The organism is Kushneria pakistanensis, from assembly GCF_014652795.1.
GTDB classification, from domain to species: Bacteria; Pseudomonadota; Gammaproteobacteria; order Pseudomonadales; family Halomonadaceae; genus Kushneria; species Kushneria pakistanensis.
This window is the reverse complement of sequence record NZ_BMZM01000001.1, coordinates 1,005,639-1,020,385: the sequence shown is the minus strand read 5'-3', so window position 1 is coordinate 1,020,385 and position 14,747 is coordinate 1,005,639. Positions and strand designations below refer to the sequence as shown.

The window sequence follows — 14,747 nt, the reverse complement described above, 5'->3', positions numbered from 1 at the left end:
TCTGAATCAACGCTATCAGGATACCGGGCGATGCGCCAGTGTTGCATCGATCAGCCCGTACTCTACAGCCTGCTCGCCATTCATGAAGTTGTCGCGATCAGTATCGCGTGCAATCTTCTCGATGTCCTGACCGGTATGATGCGCCAGAATTTCGTTCAAACGCTGCCGAATCGTCAGGATTTCACGTGTATGGATCTCGATGTCGCTGGCCTGCCCCTGAAAACCACCAAGCGGCTGGTGAATCATCATACGGGAATGTGGCAGGCAGTAACGCTTTCCGGCTTCACCACCTGCCAGCAGCAGCGCACCCATACTGGCCGCCTGACCGATACAGACCGTGGAAACGTTGGGCCTGATGAACTGCATGGTGTCATAGATCGACATGCCGGCAGTCACTGAACCACCCGGAGAATTGATATAGAGATGAATATCCTTGTCGGGATTCTCTGACTCCAGAAAGAGCAACTGCGCCACGATCAGGTTGGCACTGTAGTCCTCAACCGGGCCAACAAGAAAAATGACACGTTCCTTGAGCAGACGAGAGTAAATGTCGTAGGCCCGCTCGCCACGTGCGTTCTGCTCCACCACCATGGGGACCAGCCCACCAGCATTGGTAATATCAGACTCGCTTCTCATGTAGCAACCTTCCAGTGATGTGGGCCAATGATAGGACCCGGCTTTCGCCGGGTCCTGACTGCCAGCCTGGCGATGACTGTATGCCAGATATTAGCCGGCCTGCTCTTCGGTTTCTTCCGCTTCGTCAGCACCCTGCTGCTGAGCAGCCTGAAGTGCTTCCTGATAACTCATGGGCGTTTCGACAACGCTGGCCTTCTCCATCAGATGATCGATGGCCTTGCGTTCCAGCACAGCAGATTTCACCTGATTTTTCATCTGCTCGTTGCCCATGTACTGCTCGACAACCTGTTCGGGCTGTTCAAACTGACCGGCCTGCTCTTCGATAAAGGCACGGATTTCGTCGTCATCTGCATCAAGCTCGAAGTGACTGACAACCTCTGCCAGTAGCAGCCCAACTTCAACACGGCCACGAGCCTGCTCGGCAAACAGCTCATCAGGCAGCTGGGAAACATCAAAGTCTTCGCCCAGACCGAACTGCTGCGCGGCCTGACGCTTGAGCCCCTGCACTTCCTGAGTAATCAGGGCGCTGGGAACCGATACTTCATTGCGCGCCTTCAACGCATCAATCAACTGCTGGCGTACGCGGTTATCGATGGCATTGTCCAGTTCACGCTGCATGTTATTACGCACTTCAGCGCGGAAGCTGTCATTGTTGCCATCTTCCACACCAAATTTCGACATGAATTCACTGTCGACTTCAGGAAGCTCCTGCGACTGCACCTTGTGCGTCGTGGTTTTAAAGCGGGCTTCCTGACCTGCCAGATGCTCGGCCTGATAATCTTCAGGGAAAGTTACCGTGACCTCGCGTTCTTCACCCGCCTGAACACCGATCAACTGATCTTCAAAACCGGGGATGAAGCTGTTGGAGCCCAGCACCAGCTGATGACCTTCGGCACTTCCACCTTCAAATGCTTCATCACCCAGGAAGCCTTCGAAGTCGATCGTAATCTGATCACCGTCGGCTGCTGCACGCTCAGCGTCACTCCATTGAGCATTCTGCTTGCGCAGGGTGTCGATCATTTCATCGACATCAGCATCCGTAATTTCGGCCTGCGGACGCTCGATCTGCTCGCCTTCAGGGAGGCTCAGCTCAATGGAAGGATAAACTTCCAGCGTAGCGACAAACTCAAGGTCCTTGCCGGCTTCATTGACCGTAGCTTCCAGCTCCGGGTAACCCGCCGGATTCAGCTCATTTTCGGTAATGGCGCGGACATAATGCTGGCGCATCACTTCATCGACAACTTCGTTGCGTACATCGCGACCAAAGCGCTGACGCACAACGCTCATGGGCACGTGTCCTGAACGGAAACCATCCAAGCGCACACGACGAGCGGTATCCTTGAGTCGCTCATCGACATTTTTGTCCACTTCTTGAGCCGGGACCTGGACGGTTACGCGACGCTCGATCGGTGAAGTCGTTTCGACTGAAACTTGCATGAATGATCCTCTACCCACTCAGGTGGCGTGTTCGAAATAAAAAACTCAAGGGCGCAGATTTTAAGAACCCCATCAGATACTGGCAAGCTCGAAGCCTTAATTGGCACCGATTAATACAATTTCAAGGGGAAATTTGGAATTTCTTTGCATTTGAGATGTGGATAAACCTTCCAATCCTGAAAGGCTCACCGAAAAGTGACGCATACAGCAAAAAAGGGCGACCCATCAGGGTCGCCCTTTTGATGCAAGCACTGACAAGGTCAGCGCTTAAAAATAATGGGGTGGATGATGGGGATCGAACCCACGACCACCGGAGCCACAATCCGGGGCTCTACCACTGAGCTACACCCACCATTACTCTTTTGCCGGTCATACAAACCAATATCGATTGGCACGCCCAGCAGGACTCGAACCTGCAACCTACGGCTTAGAAGGCCGTTGCTCTATCCGGTTGAGCTATGGGCGCATTCTATTGACCGTGGCTCTTGCTGTCAACCCCATGATTTGAAAATATTTATCAATATCAAGAAGTTGGTCGGGGTAGAGGGATTTGAACCCCCGACATCCTGCTCCCAAAGCAGGCGCGCTACCAGACTGCGCTATACCCCGAAACGCCAGCACCTCTGCCGAGGCCGCTGCCAATGCGAGGCGCATTTTACCTGATAACCGATTCGGGTCAAGCATAACTTGTCATATTGCCGTTTCAGGCCTTTCGTCAGCTCATGAAGGAACATTCATTGACTGCATCCATCGGGATGCGACAATTGCGCCACTTAATGAGCGAAGCTCGCTTGAATCGTCACCGGGACAGAATACAGATGAGTGCACAGTTGATTGACGGCAAGGCCACGGCACAAAAGGTGCGTGAACGGGTTACCCAACAGGTAGCCGAGCGCCGTCGAGAAGGCAAGAGAGCGCCGGGGCTGGCCGTGGTACTGGTAGGCGATGATGCTGCATCAGAAGTATATGTACGCAACAAGCATCGTGCCTGCGAGCAGGCCGGCATCCTTTCGTTTCAGCATCAGCTTTCGGCAGATACCTCACAGCAGGCCCTGGAGGCATTGATTGATCAATTGAACGCCGATACCAGTGTTGATGGCATTCTGCTGCAGCTGCCCCTGCCCGGCCATCTGGATGCACGCCCCCTGCTTGAGCGCATTCATCCGCACAAGGATATTGATGGTTTTCATCCCTACAACCTTGGCCGCCTGGCGCAGCGCATGCCTACCCTGCGCCCATGCACCCCCATGGGTGTCATGACCCTGCTTAATGAGCATCAGCTCGATGTCCGCGGCCTGACGGCCACCATTGTTGGTGCGTCCAACATTGTTGGCCGTCCGATGGCACTTGAACTGCTGCTGGCAGGCTGCACTATTACAGTATGTCATCGCTTTACGCGTGATCTGCAAAAACACGTTGAAAGCGCAGAGCTGCTGATCGTGGCCGTGGGAAATCCGGGACTGGTCAAAAGCGAATGGATCCGTCCCGGTGCCATCGTGATCGATGTCGGCATCAACCGTACTGCCGAAGGCAAACTGATCGGCGATCTGGAGTTTGAGGGTGCCAGGGATCGTGCTTCCCATATTACGCCGGTCCCGGGCGGTGTGGGCCCGATGACCGTGGCCTCACTGCTTGAGAACACGCTGACGGCGGCCGAGCTGCACGACAACAGCTAAAAAAACGTTTTGGATCGACAATGTCGGATACATAAAGGCCCCGTCAATGACGGGGCCTTTACTTATGCCTGGAGCACTTTTACCCGGGATGCTGCACAAATGGCTACTGGCTTTCGCTTACCCAGGTCGTTCCTTCACGACTGTCCTTGAGAATCACGCCCTGCGCCGCCAGTGCATCACGGATGCGATCAGCTTCAGCAAAGTCGCGCGCCCGGCGCGCAGCATTTCTCGCCTCGATCTGGCGTGCAATTTCCTCATCATCGATGCTGGATTGCGATCCCTGAAGAAAATCGTCCGGCGAACGCTCAAGAAGCCCCAGCATATTGCCCAGTCTTACGAGCTCATGCGCCAGTGCTCCGGCACGTGCCGCATCATCGCGATGACGATTTATCTCGCGCACCAGCTCGAACATGACCGCCAGCGCCTCGGGCGTATTGAAGTCATCATTCATGGCCTGAGTAAAACGCGCAGCAAAATCGTCGCTAACGTCGCCCTTGATGACATTGACCTCAGCAAGCGCGTTATAGAAGCGCTCCAGCGAACGTCTGGCATCCTTGAGTGTGTCAGGCGCATAGTTGATAGCACTGCGATAATGACTGGCCACCAGCAGATAACGCACGACCTCGGGATCGTGTTCCTTCAATACATCACGAACCGTGAAGAAGTTGCCCAAAGACTTGGACATCTTCTCGTTATCGACACGCAAGGCACCAGCATGCATCCAGGTATTGACATATTTTTGCCCGGTCGCTGCCTCGCTCTGTGCAATCTCGTTTTCATGATGAGGAAAGGCCAGATCAGGCCCGCCACCATGAATATCAAAGGTGTTGCCCAGACAGCATGTCGACATTGCTGAACATTCGATATGCCAACCCGGCCGCCCTTCTCCCCAGGGAGAAGACCAGCTTGCCTCATCGGGACGGGCACTTTTCCAGAGCACGAAGTCCAGCGGGTCTTCCTTGGCCTGATCGATATCGACCCGTGCGCCGGAGCGCATATCATCGGGGTTGCGGTTATTGAGCGCACCATAGCGCTCAAACCGACGCACGCGATAAAACACATCCCCATTGTCGGCATGATAGGCGTAGCCACGCTCGATCAGTGTTTTGATCATGACAATGATGTCGTCAATATGCGCTGTGGCACGTGGCTCCTGATCCGGTGGCAACACACCAAGTCGGCGTTCGTCTTCGTGCATGGTCTCGATCATGCGGCCTGTCAGGGCATCTATTGATTCATTATTGTCCCGCGCCCGCACCAGAATCTTGTCATCGACATCGGTAATATTGCGAACATAGGTCAGGCCATAACCACTGGCACGCAGCCACCGGGTAATGACATCAAACGCTACCAGCATCCTGGCATGTCCCAGATGACAATAGTCATATACGGTCATGCCGCAGACATACATCCGCACGTTATTGGCATCAATGGGCGCAAAGGCTTCCTTCTGACGCGTCAGGGTATTGTAAATCTGCACGCTGCGACTCCCCTTCAGTTTGCCTTGCTCTGCGCCTTTGCCCAGCCATCCTTGAGGCTGACCGTACGATTGAAGACCAGATGATCAGCACCATGATCATGACGATCGGCACAAAAATAGCCAACACGCTCGAACTGAAAACGCTGCTCGGCGCCAGCCTGACGCAAGGAAGGCTCGCCAATGGCGTGTACGACTTCAAGTGACTGCGCATTGAGGTGATCGAGGAAATCACCATCCTTGTCCCGGTCCGGCGCCTCAACCTGAAACAGGTTGTCGTAGTTGCGTACTTCAACATCGACACCATGACGGGCACTGACCCAGTGAATGACGCCCTTCACCTTGCGCCCCTCCGGATTCTGTCCCAGCGTCTCCAGATCAACACTGCAATGAAGGGCTTCTATCTCACCCTGCTCATTTTTGATCACTTCATCGCAGCGAATCACGTAGGCATTGCGAAGACGTACTTCCTTGCCGGGGGCCAGACGGAAGAACTTCTTGGGTGGCACTTCCATGAAATCTTCCTGGTCGATCCAGATTTCACGATTGAGCGGCAATTGACGCATGGCCATGTCTTCGCGTGCAGGGTGACCCGGCACCTCAAAGATCTCTTCATGATCCTCGGGAAGATTGGTCAGGATAACCTTGAGTGGCTTCATGACACACATCGCGCGCGGCGCATTGTCTTCAAGATCCGAACGAATGGCGTGATAAAGCATCTGAATGTCCACAACGCCTGCGGCACGCGATACGCCCACCATGTCACAGAACTTGCGGATGGATGCCGGCGTATAGCCGCGACGACGCATCCCCGAGATGGTTGGCATCCGCGGATCATCCCAGCCATCCACGACACCCTGATCCACCAGCAATTTCAGTTTGCGCTTGGAGGTAACGGTATAATTCAGATTGAGTCGTGCAAACTCGATCTGCTTCGGACGCGCTGGTACGGGAAGATTGTCCAGAAACCAGTTATACAGCGGTCGATGATCTTCAAACTCGAGCGTACAGATAGAATGCGTAATGCCCTCGATGGCATCGGACTGACCATGCGTGAAGTCATAGGAGGGATAGATCTTCCACTTGTCACCGCTTTGATGATGCGCGGCATGGCGGATGCGATACAGGGTCGGATCACGCAGATTGATATTGGGTGAAGCCATATCAATTTTTGCCCGCAATACCTTCTCGCCCTCTCCGAACTCACCATTTTTCATGGCTTCGAAAAGCGCCAGATTCTCTTCAACGCTGCGCTCACGCCATGGGCTGGGGCGGCCGGGCTCGGTCAATGTGCCACGATACTCGCGCATCTGCTCGGCATTGAGATCATCCACATAGGCCAGACCGTTACGAATCAACTGGCAGGCCCAGTCGTAGAGCTGGTCGAAATAGCTGGAGGCATATCGAACCTCACCGCTCCATTCAAAACCGAGCCACTCGATATCCTCGCGTATGGCATCGATATAGACCTGCTCTTCCTTTGCAGGGTTCGTATCGTCAAAGCGCAGATGGCACTGCCCTCCGAGCTGCTCGGCCAAGCCAAAATTGAGACATATCGATTTGGCATGACCGATGTGCAAAAAGCCGTTGGGTTCGGGCGGAAAGCGCGTCACGATGGTATCAACGCGCCCCTGCTCGATCTCTTCACGAATCTGTGTACGAATGAAATTCGGTGCGCTGGTGCTTTCTGAGCTCATGGGGCGTGATCGGGCCTTGTTAACGTCGGATACCGGCAGGCGCGGTTTCGCCTGCCCGGATAAAGCCGCTATTATAGCGTGAGCGCCCGGGACCATGCCATGCAGGTATCAGTACCGACTTCACGAGTGACCCAAAGCTCGGTGTGCACCACCATCGCATAGCTTCCTTGAAGCTGTTCTTTTGTTGTCTTTCAGGAATTTTTTCATGATCATTTTTTCCACCAGCGCCGGTGATATCAAAATCGAGCTTTTCCACGACGAGGCTCCTCAGACAGCTGCCAACTTTGAGCGTTATGTCAGGGAAGGCCACTACGACAACACACTGTTCCATCGTGTCATTGACGGCTTCATGGTGCAGGGCGGTGGATTTGATACCCAGTTCAATCAAAAGCCGGTTCACGAGCCCATTAATAATGAAGCCAATAATGGCCTCAAGAACGCCCGCGGCAACCTTGCCATGGCCCGCACGGGCGACCCGCACTCCGCGACGGCACAGTTTTTCATTAACGTGGCCGACAACGATTTCCTGAATCACACATCCCCGACCCCCCAGGGCTGGGGCTATTGCGTGTTTGGTCGGGTTGTTGAAGGCATGGATGTCGTTGACAGCATCAAGGGCGTAGCCACCACACGTCGTCATGGGCATGCAGACGTACCTGCAGAAGATGTTGTGATCCAGTCTGCCCGTCTGGCTGATGCCTGATCGTCAAACAACAATGTTTCAGGCGCAGCAATGCCTTGCGCCCTTCAAGCAGGAGAGGTCATGACGACACTGTTTATTGCCGATCTGCACTTGCAGCAGGATACCCCTGAGCTGACGCAGGCATTTTTGGACTACCTGGAATATCGCGCCCGGAATGCCCACGCGCTCTACATCATGGGCGATCTATTTGAAAGCTGGATCGGCGATGATGCCATCGGTAATTTTGAGCAGCAGATTATCGATGCTCTACGCCATTTCAGTGACAGTGGCAGGCACCTTTATGTCATGCACGGCAACCGTGACTTTCTACTGGGTGAGCGCTTTGCCGAGCTTACCGGGGCGGTGCTGATCGATGATCCTGCCATTATCAGCATTGACGAGGATGTACCCGTTCTTTTGATGCATGGCGATAGCCTCTGCACTCAGGACGGTGAGTACATGCAGTTTCGCGCCATGACGCGTGACCCGAAGTGGCAGCAGCAAACGCTGGCACTGCCGATAGAGCAACGCCGTCAATTGGCAGATCGCATGCGTGAAGGCTCAGGCAGTGCCAACAGCAGCAAGACTGATGACATTATGGATGTCAGCCAGGAGGCGGTGGAAAATATCATGGAACAGTGTCATGTCCGTACGCTGATTCACGGGCATACACATCGTCCTGATGTACACGATTTTCGCCTGCATGGCGATGAAGTGGCCAAACGCTATGTGTTGGGTGACTGGCACCATGCCCGGGATGAAGGCTGGGAAGTACGCCTGGATGGCATGACCCTGACACTGGAGCGTTTCAGTCTGTCGGAGCTTTCCCACCACTGATGAACCGGACGCCCCGACTCGGGGCGTCCAGTTATCAACGCCGTCTATATTACGGCGTGTCAGGCCGCCGTCGGCACAGGCACACCACTGTGAAAGCGGAATTCACTATCCGGCGACTCAATCAGTTCCTTCTCCACGTCGCCAAAAAAGGCCACCCGCCCATCAATGGGCTCATCAGCATACTGCGCTGCCAGCTCCAGATAGTCTTCGAAATGCCGGCCTTCGGATTTCACCAGGCTTCGATAAAATTTTGCCAGCGTCTCATCAAGGTGAGGAATCAGGCAGGCAAAGCGCTCGCATGAGCGCGCCTCGATATAAGCGCCCACAATCAATACATCAATCAGTCTTCCAGGCTCCTGCTCCCGGACATGCTCGCGCAGGCCCTGCGCGTAGCGCGAGGCTGAAACATGCTCATAGGCAATCCCACGCTCACGCATCAGCGTCACGACCTGCTCAAAATGCAGAAGCTCTTCACGCGCCAGCTGGGACATTTTTGTCAAAAGATCCGCACGGCTCGTGTAACGATACATGAGACTCATGGCCGTCGAGGCAGCCTTCTTTTCGCACTGAGCGTGATCAATCATCAAAAGGCGTTCATTGCCCAGTGCTGCATCGACCCAGGACTGGGGCGTGCGGCAAGGCAAAAAATCAAGCAGTTCGGAGGGCATCAATTCGTGGGGCATATCAAAACCAGTAGAGAACATGAAAGCGCACATGATCATATTGAAGATATAATCTGAACAACACCGATTGTACTTGTGCCGGTGCCACCTCCCCAGTGTCATCGGAGTTGAATGTCAAAAACATGGGATAGTACAGCGCGGAAATTCAGACTGTTGCTATACTCTCGACCCGTATCGGATAGAGATTTTTTGCAAACAGCCTCGCCGAACAGGCTGATGCATTCTAATCTTTACGTGAACCGATTCTCATGCTAAAAATGTTTTTGAAAACACTGTTCGAGTAATAACAGCTCATCGAATCGATTTGATCATGGAGCAGGTACGCTCCAGTCAATACAGGTTTCATGCAAGGAGATCATCAATCATGAAAAAATTCGCACTGTTTGCTGCACCGCTGTTCGCTTCTTCTCTGGTAGCAGCACCGATGGCCATGGCCGATACCAACTCCGGCATTTATTCTGGTGTTGGTGTGGGTAGTGCTCAGGTGCATGATGCCGAGATCAACAGCTTCAGCAGCGGCAATCTGTCAGGTGATCGCATCACTGACAACAATGACACTGCCCAGAGCGCCTTCGTTGGCTACAAGTTCAATGACTGGTTCTCCACTGAAATCAATTATGCCGATCTCGGCGACATTGATTACGCCACTGATCAGGGCAACGGCCGTTATCAGACCAAGGCCTACAGCCTGAGCGCCATCGGTGAGCTGCCCCTGTTCTACGGTGTTTCCGGTTATGCACGTGTTGGTGCTGCCTACTGGAAGGCCAATGCTCAGCAGGGTCCGGCCAGCAACCAGTATGGCACTGACCCGGTCTACGGCCTGGGCCTCAAGTACCAGTTCGAAACCATTCCGGTCTTCGCACGTGCTGAATACACGCGCTACGACATGGATAGCGACTACCGCATTGACGCTGCCATGGCATCCGTCGGCGTGCAGTTCTAATCGACTCCTGTCGATCAGCCTGACAAAACGGCACCTTCGGGTGCCGTTTTTTTATGCTGCCCTTTCATGCAACCATCTTAACGGTTACAGCTGCTGGGGCCGTCCGGGCCAGGCATGCAGGCCCTTTGCCCTGCCTGAGTGCCCTGATCATTGACACGGGGTGATTGCCAAACAAACTCTGTATCATCCTTTCCCGCACATCCCGATATCATCAGTGCCAATATGGCGATCATCACACCAGACCCTCGACGCTGCATAATGCCCCCTGTCTGTTATCAATTGATGACAAGTGCTATCTGCGTACGCGTATAGCATTGATGGACAAATACCATCATTGGCAGCCCTGCGAAACGCATTTTGCCGACAGGCAACGAATGCTCGTACAATGCGGTTCATTTCATCCGGCTCAAGGGAAACATTCGGTTCATGCGCGCCAGTCAACTGCTGCTATCCACGCTCAAGGAAACGCCCGCCAACGCTGAGGTTGTCAGTCATCAACTGATGCTGCGTGCCGGCATGATTCGAAAACTGGCCTCGGGCCTTTATACCTGGCTGCCATTGGGACTGCGCACGCTACGAAAGGTGGAACAGATCGTACGCGAAGAGATGGATCGCGCCGGTGCTCAGGAAGTATTAATGCCCGCAGTACAACCTGCCGAGCTCTGGCAGGAGTCAGGCCGCTGGGACAAGTACGGCAACCTGCTGCTTCGACTTCGTGACCGCCATGATCGCGAGTTCTGTTATGGCCCCACACATGAGGAGGTCATTACCGATCTGGTCCGCAATGAAGTGCGCTCCTATCGCCAGCTGCCCTGCAATTTCTACCAGATTCAGACCAAGTTTCGTGACGAAACCCGGCCTCGCTTTGGCGTGATGCGCGCGCGTGAGTTCCTCATGAAGGATGCCTACTCGTTCGACGTCAGCCAGGAGGCAATGGCGGCCTCCTATCAGAAAATGTATGACGCCTATATTCGTGTCTTTAATCGTCTGGGGCTCGATTTTCGTGCCGTTCAGGCCGATAACGGCGAGATTGGCGGCAACGGCTCCCATGAGTTCCATGTTCTGGCTGACTCCGGGGAAGACGCTGTGATCTTTTCCACCGGGTCCGACTACGCCGCCAACATTGAAAAGGCCGAAGCGCTGCCGGATCGTCAGGAACGCGCCGCTCCTCAAGAAAGCATGCGCGAAGTCGATACACCCAATGTCAAAACCATTGCAGCGCTGGTGGAAAAGCACGGGCTCCCGATCGAGAAAACCGTCAAGACGCTGATCGTACATGGCGCTGAAGGCGGGCTGGTCGCGCTCATGGTACGTGGCGATCATCAGCTCAACGAGATCAAGGCCGTACATCTGGCTCAGGTGGCGTCACCGCTGGTCATGGCCAACGAAGACGAAATCCGCCAGGCCGTCGGCGCAGGGCCAGGCTCACTGGGCCCGGTGGGCCTTGAAATCCCGCTGATCATTGATCGCAGTGTCGCGGTGATGAGCGACTTCGGCGCCGGTGCCAATCGTGACGACAAGCATCTTTTTGGCATCAACTGGGAGCGCGACCTTCCCCTGCCGATGGTAGCCGACATTCGTAACGTGGTCGCTGGTGATCCGTCACCGGACGGTCAGGGCACACTTTCCATCGCCCGCGGCATTGAGGTCGGCCACGTTTTCCAGCTCGGTACAAAATATTCCGAGGCGCTGGGCGCTACCGTTCTGGACGAAAACGGTGAGACCGTACCACTGCAGATGGGATGTTACGGTATCGGCGTCAGCCGCGTTGTCGCGGCTGCCATCGAGCAGAACCATGATGAGCGTGGCATTGCACTGCCCGCCAGCCTGGCGCCCTATCAGGTAGCACTGGTGCCCATGAATGCGCACAAGTCGCAGGCCGTTCGCGACGAGGCCGAGCGCCTTTACAGCGCCTTCAACGACATGGGCATCGAGGTTCTGCTGGATGATCGTGACGAGCGTCCCGGCGTCAAGTTTGCCGATCTTGAACTGATCGGCATTCCGCATCGTATCGTGATCGGGGATCGCGGTCTGAAAAACGGTGAACTGGAGTACAAGGGAAGACGTGACGACGACATTACAATGGTGGCGCAGCAGGAGGCTATCGAGTTTATTCGTCAAAAGCTGGCATAAGGCCAGCCTTTCGGCATGTCTTTCGGGCGCCTGTTTGATCGCAGGCGCCCTTTTTGCGCACGCCTCTCTGGCCGCCGCCGTACCCGAGGAACACGTTTCGGCCAGAATGATCCAACAGCTCTCCCGCGCCGTATCCGATGATCAACATATTGAAGATCATTTTGAAACCGAAGTCTGGATGACGGACATGAATCGGCGACTCGCCTCCTACCTGCCCGACGTCCATCAACGGATGGCCCTGCTACAAGGCATTCGACGGGAAGCCCTTCGCGCCTCACTGGATCTACAGCTGGTACTGTCCGTCATTGATGTGGAAAGCCGTTTTGCGCCTGCAGCGCGCTCAAGTGCCGGCGCCGAAGGACTCATGCAGGTCATGCCCTTCTGGAAAAAAGAGATTGGCAGAGACAGCGATGACCTACTCGATCCTGATACCAACCTGCGCTACGGCTGCACCATTCTGGCCTGGTATCTCAAGGTCGAAAAGGGAGACATGACCCGTGCACTGGCCCGTTATAACGGCAGCCTCGGGAAGACGCGTTACCCCGAGCAGGTCATGACACGCTGGGACACACGCTGGTGGGTAGACGGCTAGCCATTCCACCTTTTCAGATTTTTCGAGAAGCTCGAATCTGTCCTGACCCGAGCGTTACCCGATGCTCTTTCTGAAGAATATTGAGCAGTACGATGACTCGCTCTTCGCCCTTGCCATCCACGAAAAGTCCTTCCAGGGCCTTGAAAGGGCCTTCGGTCACCTCGATACGCTCTCCTGCACTAAAGCGATACTCGCCTGACTCGACCGGTTGCTCCCTGACCTGCTGGCGCAGGGCATCGATCAGCGCATCCGGCACCGCCGTGGGCGATTGTCCAAACGCCAGCAACCTGATTACCCCGCGCGTGGAACGCACCGGCGCCCAGTTATCCTGTAGCGGGTTCATTTGAATAAAGAGATACCAGGGAAAGAGGGGTTCGATCGCCTGCCCGGCCCGACCACGCTGGCGCTTTTCCCTTTGCATGACGGGGTGGAAGACCGTGTACCCCTGATTGACCAGATGCTCGGCGGCACGAAAGGATTCGCCAGCCTTGCACTGGACAGCATACCAGCGCAGTCCTTCAGGCACTGTTGTGTTCATTAAAACCCTTCCCGGTCAGTAGCGGTGAACGCACCGGTTTGAGAGAATCGGCGCGCCTTTAATAAACGCCCGCGACTTTCTGGATAAAACCGTTGACTTCAATCGCTACAGCCCGGGCCGCCATCGCGCGCCATGGTATCACGTTCCTGATGGGGCTGGCGTCAGGCCTGCCGCTGCTGCTGACAGGCAGTGTTTTACAGGCCTGGATGACGGATGCAGGCGTTGCGCTGGATGCGGTCGGCCTGCTGGCACTGATCGGCATTCCCTACACACTCAAGTTTCTCTGGGCGCCACTGCTGGATCGCTTCGAGCTGCCCTTTCTGGGTCGACGACGCGGCTGGCTTTTGCTGACGCAACTGCTGCTGACCTCACTGATTGTGGCGCTGGCCCTCTCCGACCCGGGCCTTGCGCCGTTGACCGTAGGCATCGTGGCACTGGGCATCAGTTTTTTCAGCGCCACCCAGGACGTCATCATTGACGCCTATCGCCGTGAGCATCTGCCCGAAAAAGAGCTTGGCATTGGCTCCAGCCTTTATACCTACGGCTATCGTACCGGCATGCTGTTTGCCTCCGGTGGCGGGCTGATGCTGGCCGACAGCATCGGTTTTCGCACAACCTATCTCACCATGGCGGCCCTGCTGGGCATGTGTATGCTGGTCACGCTCATGGCACCCGAGCCAAATGCCCAGCGCCCCACACAGCCCCAGAACTGGCGGGACACCTTTCTGGACCCTATCCGCAACTTCCTGCTGCGTCCTGGCGCGCTCTGGCTGCTGCTGTTCATCCTGCTTTACAAGCTGGGAGACTCGGTGGCCGGCAACCTGACAACGCCCTTTTACAAATCCCTGGGCTTTACCAATGCCGAAATTGGCGCCACGGTAAAAATCTTTGGCTTCTGGCCACTGTTGGGCGGCATTTTTCTGGGCGGCCTGATTATCCTGCGTATCGGCATTTACCGCTCACTCTGGTGGTTCGGGCTGTTACAGATGGTGTCTACCGCCGGATTTATCTGGCTCAACCATGTCGGCCATTCGATTGCCGTTCTGGCCGCGGTCGTCAGCTTTGAAAATGCCGCCGCCGGCATGGGTACCGCGGCCTTTCTGGCCTTCATGGCAGCATTGACCGACAAACGCTTCACTGCAGGTCAGTATGCCTTGCTCTCCTCGATCATGGGTTTGCCCAGAGTCGTGATTTCAGCCCCCGGCGGCATTCTTTCCGAGGCCGTGGGATGGGACGGCTTCTTTTTGATCTGCACGCTGGCGGCTGTTCCGGGACTCATGATCCTCTGGTATTTTCGCCAATGGCGCGATATTACTGACCCTCCCCGACAGTAATATCATTCCGCACCGTTTTTGTTCCACGGGCGTCAGGCTTCGACCACGCCTCTAGAAGAGACTCTGATCTTGCCTCTTGTAT

Annotated in this window: 13 protein-coding genes and 3 tRNA genes; 7 read left to right on the top strand and 9 right to left on the bottom strand. The window is 55.2% G+C overall.

Annotated elements, in window-relative coordinates:
• Nucleotides 1-15: 15 nt before the first annotated feature.
• From clpP to IE123_RS04565, 5 genes are all read right to left on the bottom strand, one after another.
• Complete coding sequence (gene clpP / locus IE123_RS04585; protein ID WP_189515468.1) at nt 16-636, bottom strand: ATP-dependent Clp endopeptidase proteolytic subunit ClpP; 621 nt, start codon at nt 634-636, stop codon at nt 16-18.
• A gap of 90 nt (nt 637-726) precedes the next feature.
• Nucleotides 727-2,073 carry a trigger factor gene (gene tig / locus IE123_RS04580; RefSeq protein WP_189515466.1) on the bottom strand — a complete coding sequence of 449 codons (1,347 nt, stop codon included), beginning with the start codon at nt 2,071-2,073 and terminating at the stop codon, nt 727-729.
• A gap of 277 nt (nt 2,074-2,350) precedes the next feature.
• A tRNA-His gene (locus tag IE123_RS04575) sits at nt 2,351-2,425 on the bottom strand.
• A gap of 37 nt (nt 2,426-2,462) precedes the next feature.
• A tRNA-Arg gene (locus IE123_RS04570) sits at nt 2,463-2,539 on the bottom strand.
• 66 nt (nt 2,540-2,605) lie between these two features.
• Nucleotides 2,606-2,682 (bottom strand) — tRNA-Pro (locus IE123_RS04565).
• A gap of 209 nt (nt 2,683-2,891) precedes the next feature.
• Between IE123_RS04565 and folD the strand changes: the two genes are divergently transcribed.
• Nucleotides 2,892-3,749 carry a bifunctional methylenetetrahydrofolate dehydrogenase/methenyltetrahydrofolate cyclohydrolase FolD gene (gene folD / locus IE123_RS04560; protein WP_189515464.1) on the top strand — a complete coding sequence of 286 codons (858 nt, stop codon included), beginning with the start codon at nt 2,892-2,894 and terminating at the stop codon, nt 3,747-3,749.
• A 103-nt stretch (nt 3,750-3,852) separates the two neighbouring features.
• On the opposite strand, the gene cysS is transcribed toward folD, so the two are convergent.
• Nucleotides 3,853-5,229 carry a cysteine--tRNA ligase gene (cysS, locus tag IE123_RS04555; RefSeq protein WP_189515462.1) on the bottom strand — a complete coding sequence of 459 codons (1,377 nt, stop codon included), beginning with the start codon at nt 5,227-5,229 and terminating at the stop codon, nt 3,853-3,855.
• Between the two features lie 14 nt (nt 5,230-5,243).
• Nucleotides 5,244-6,923 carry a glutamine--tRNA ligase/YqeY domain fusion protein gene (locus IE123_RS04550; protein WP_189515460.1) on the bottom strand — a complete coding sequence of 560 codons (1,680 nt, stop codon included), beginning with the start codon at nt 6,921-6,923 and terminating at the stop codon, nt 5,244-5,246.
• Between the two features lie 205 nt (nt 6,924-7,128).
• Here IE123_RS04550 and IE123_RS04545 point away from each other — a divergent pair, with 205 nt between their 5' ends.
• On the top strand, nt 7,129-7,626 hold the full coding sequence (locus tag IE123_RS04545) for a peptidylprolyl isomerase (RefSeq protein ID WP_189515458.1): 498 nt from the start codon (nt 7,129-7,131) through the stop codon (nt 7,624-7,626).
• Between the two features lie 60 nt (nt 7,627-7,686).
• Entirely contained in the window at nt 7,687-8,442 is a 756-nt protein-coding gene (locus IE123_RS04540) for a UDP-2,3-diacylglucosamine diphosphatase (RefSeq protein ID WP_189515456.1), read from the top strand.
• Between the two features lie 59 nt (nt 8,443-8,501).
• Here the strand turns inward: IE123_RS04540 and IE123_RS04535 are convergent, their stop codons facing one another.
• Nucleotides 8,502-9,146: a MiaE family protein gene (locus IE123_RS04535; protein ID WP_229819591.1), complete on the bottom strand. Its 645-nt coding sequence runs from the start codon at nt 9,144-9,146 to the stop codon at nt 8,502-8,504.
• A gap of 343 nt (nt 9,147-9,489) precedes the next feature.
• On the opposite strand from IE123_RS04535, the gene IE123_RS04530 reads away from it, so the two are divergent.
• The 3 genes from IE123_RS04530 (at nt 9,490) to IE123_RS04520 (ending at nt 12,793) form a co-directional block, all read left to right on the top strand.
• Nucleotides 9,490-10,068 carry an outer membrane beta-barrel protein gene (locus IE123_RS04530; RefSeq protein WP_189515454.1) on the top strand — a complete coding sequence of 193 codons (579 nt, stop codon included), beginning with the start codon at nt 9,490-9,492 and terminating at the stop codon, nt 10,066-10,068.
• A gap of 426 nt (nt 10,069-10,494) precedes the next feature.
• Nucleotides 10,495-12,201, top strand: coding sequence for a proline--tRNA ligase (locus IE123_RS04525; RefSeq protein WP_189515452.1), 1,707 nt, complete (start codon nt 10,495-10,497; stop codon nt 12,199-12,201).
• 34 nt (nt 12,202-12,235) lie between these two features.
• Nucleotides 12,236-12,793, top strand: coding sequence for a transglycosylase SLT domain-containing protein (locus IE123_RS04520; RefSeq protein WP_229819590.1), 558 nt, complete (start codon nt 12,236-12,238; stop codon nt 12,791-12,793).
• Nucleotides 12,794-12,806: 13 nt separating this feature from the next.
• Here the strand turns inward: IE123_RS04520 and rfaH are convergent, their stop codons facing one another.
• Nucleotides 12,807-13,331, bottom strand: coding sequence for a transcription/translation regulatory transformer protein RfaH (gene rfaH, locus IE123_RS04515; protein ID WP_189515450.1), 525 nt, complete (start codon nt 13,329-13,331; stop codon nt 12,807-12,809).
• 92 nt (nt 13,332-13,423) lie between these two features.
• On the opposite strand from rfaH, the gene IE123_RS04510 reads away from it, so the two are divergent.
• Nucleotides 13,424-14,665, top strand: coding sequence for an AmpG family muropeptide MFS transporter (locus IE123_RS04510; RefSeq protein WP_229819589.1), 1,242 nt, complete (start codon nt 13,424-13,426; stop codon nt 14,663-14,665).
• Nucleotides 14,666-14,747: the final 82 nt, after the last annotated feature.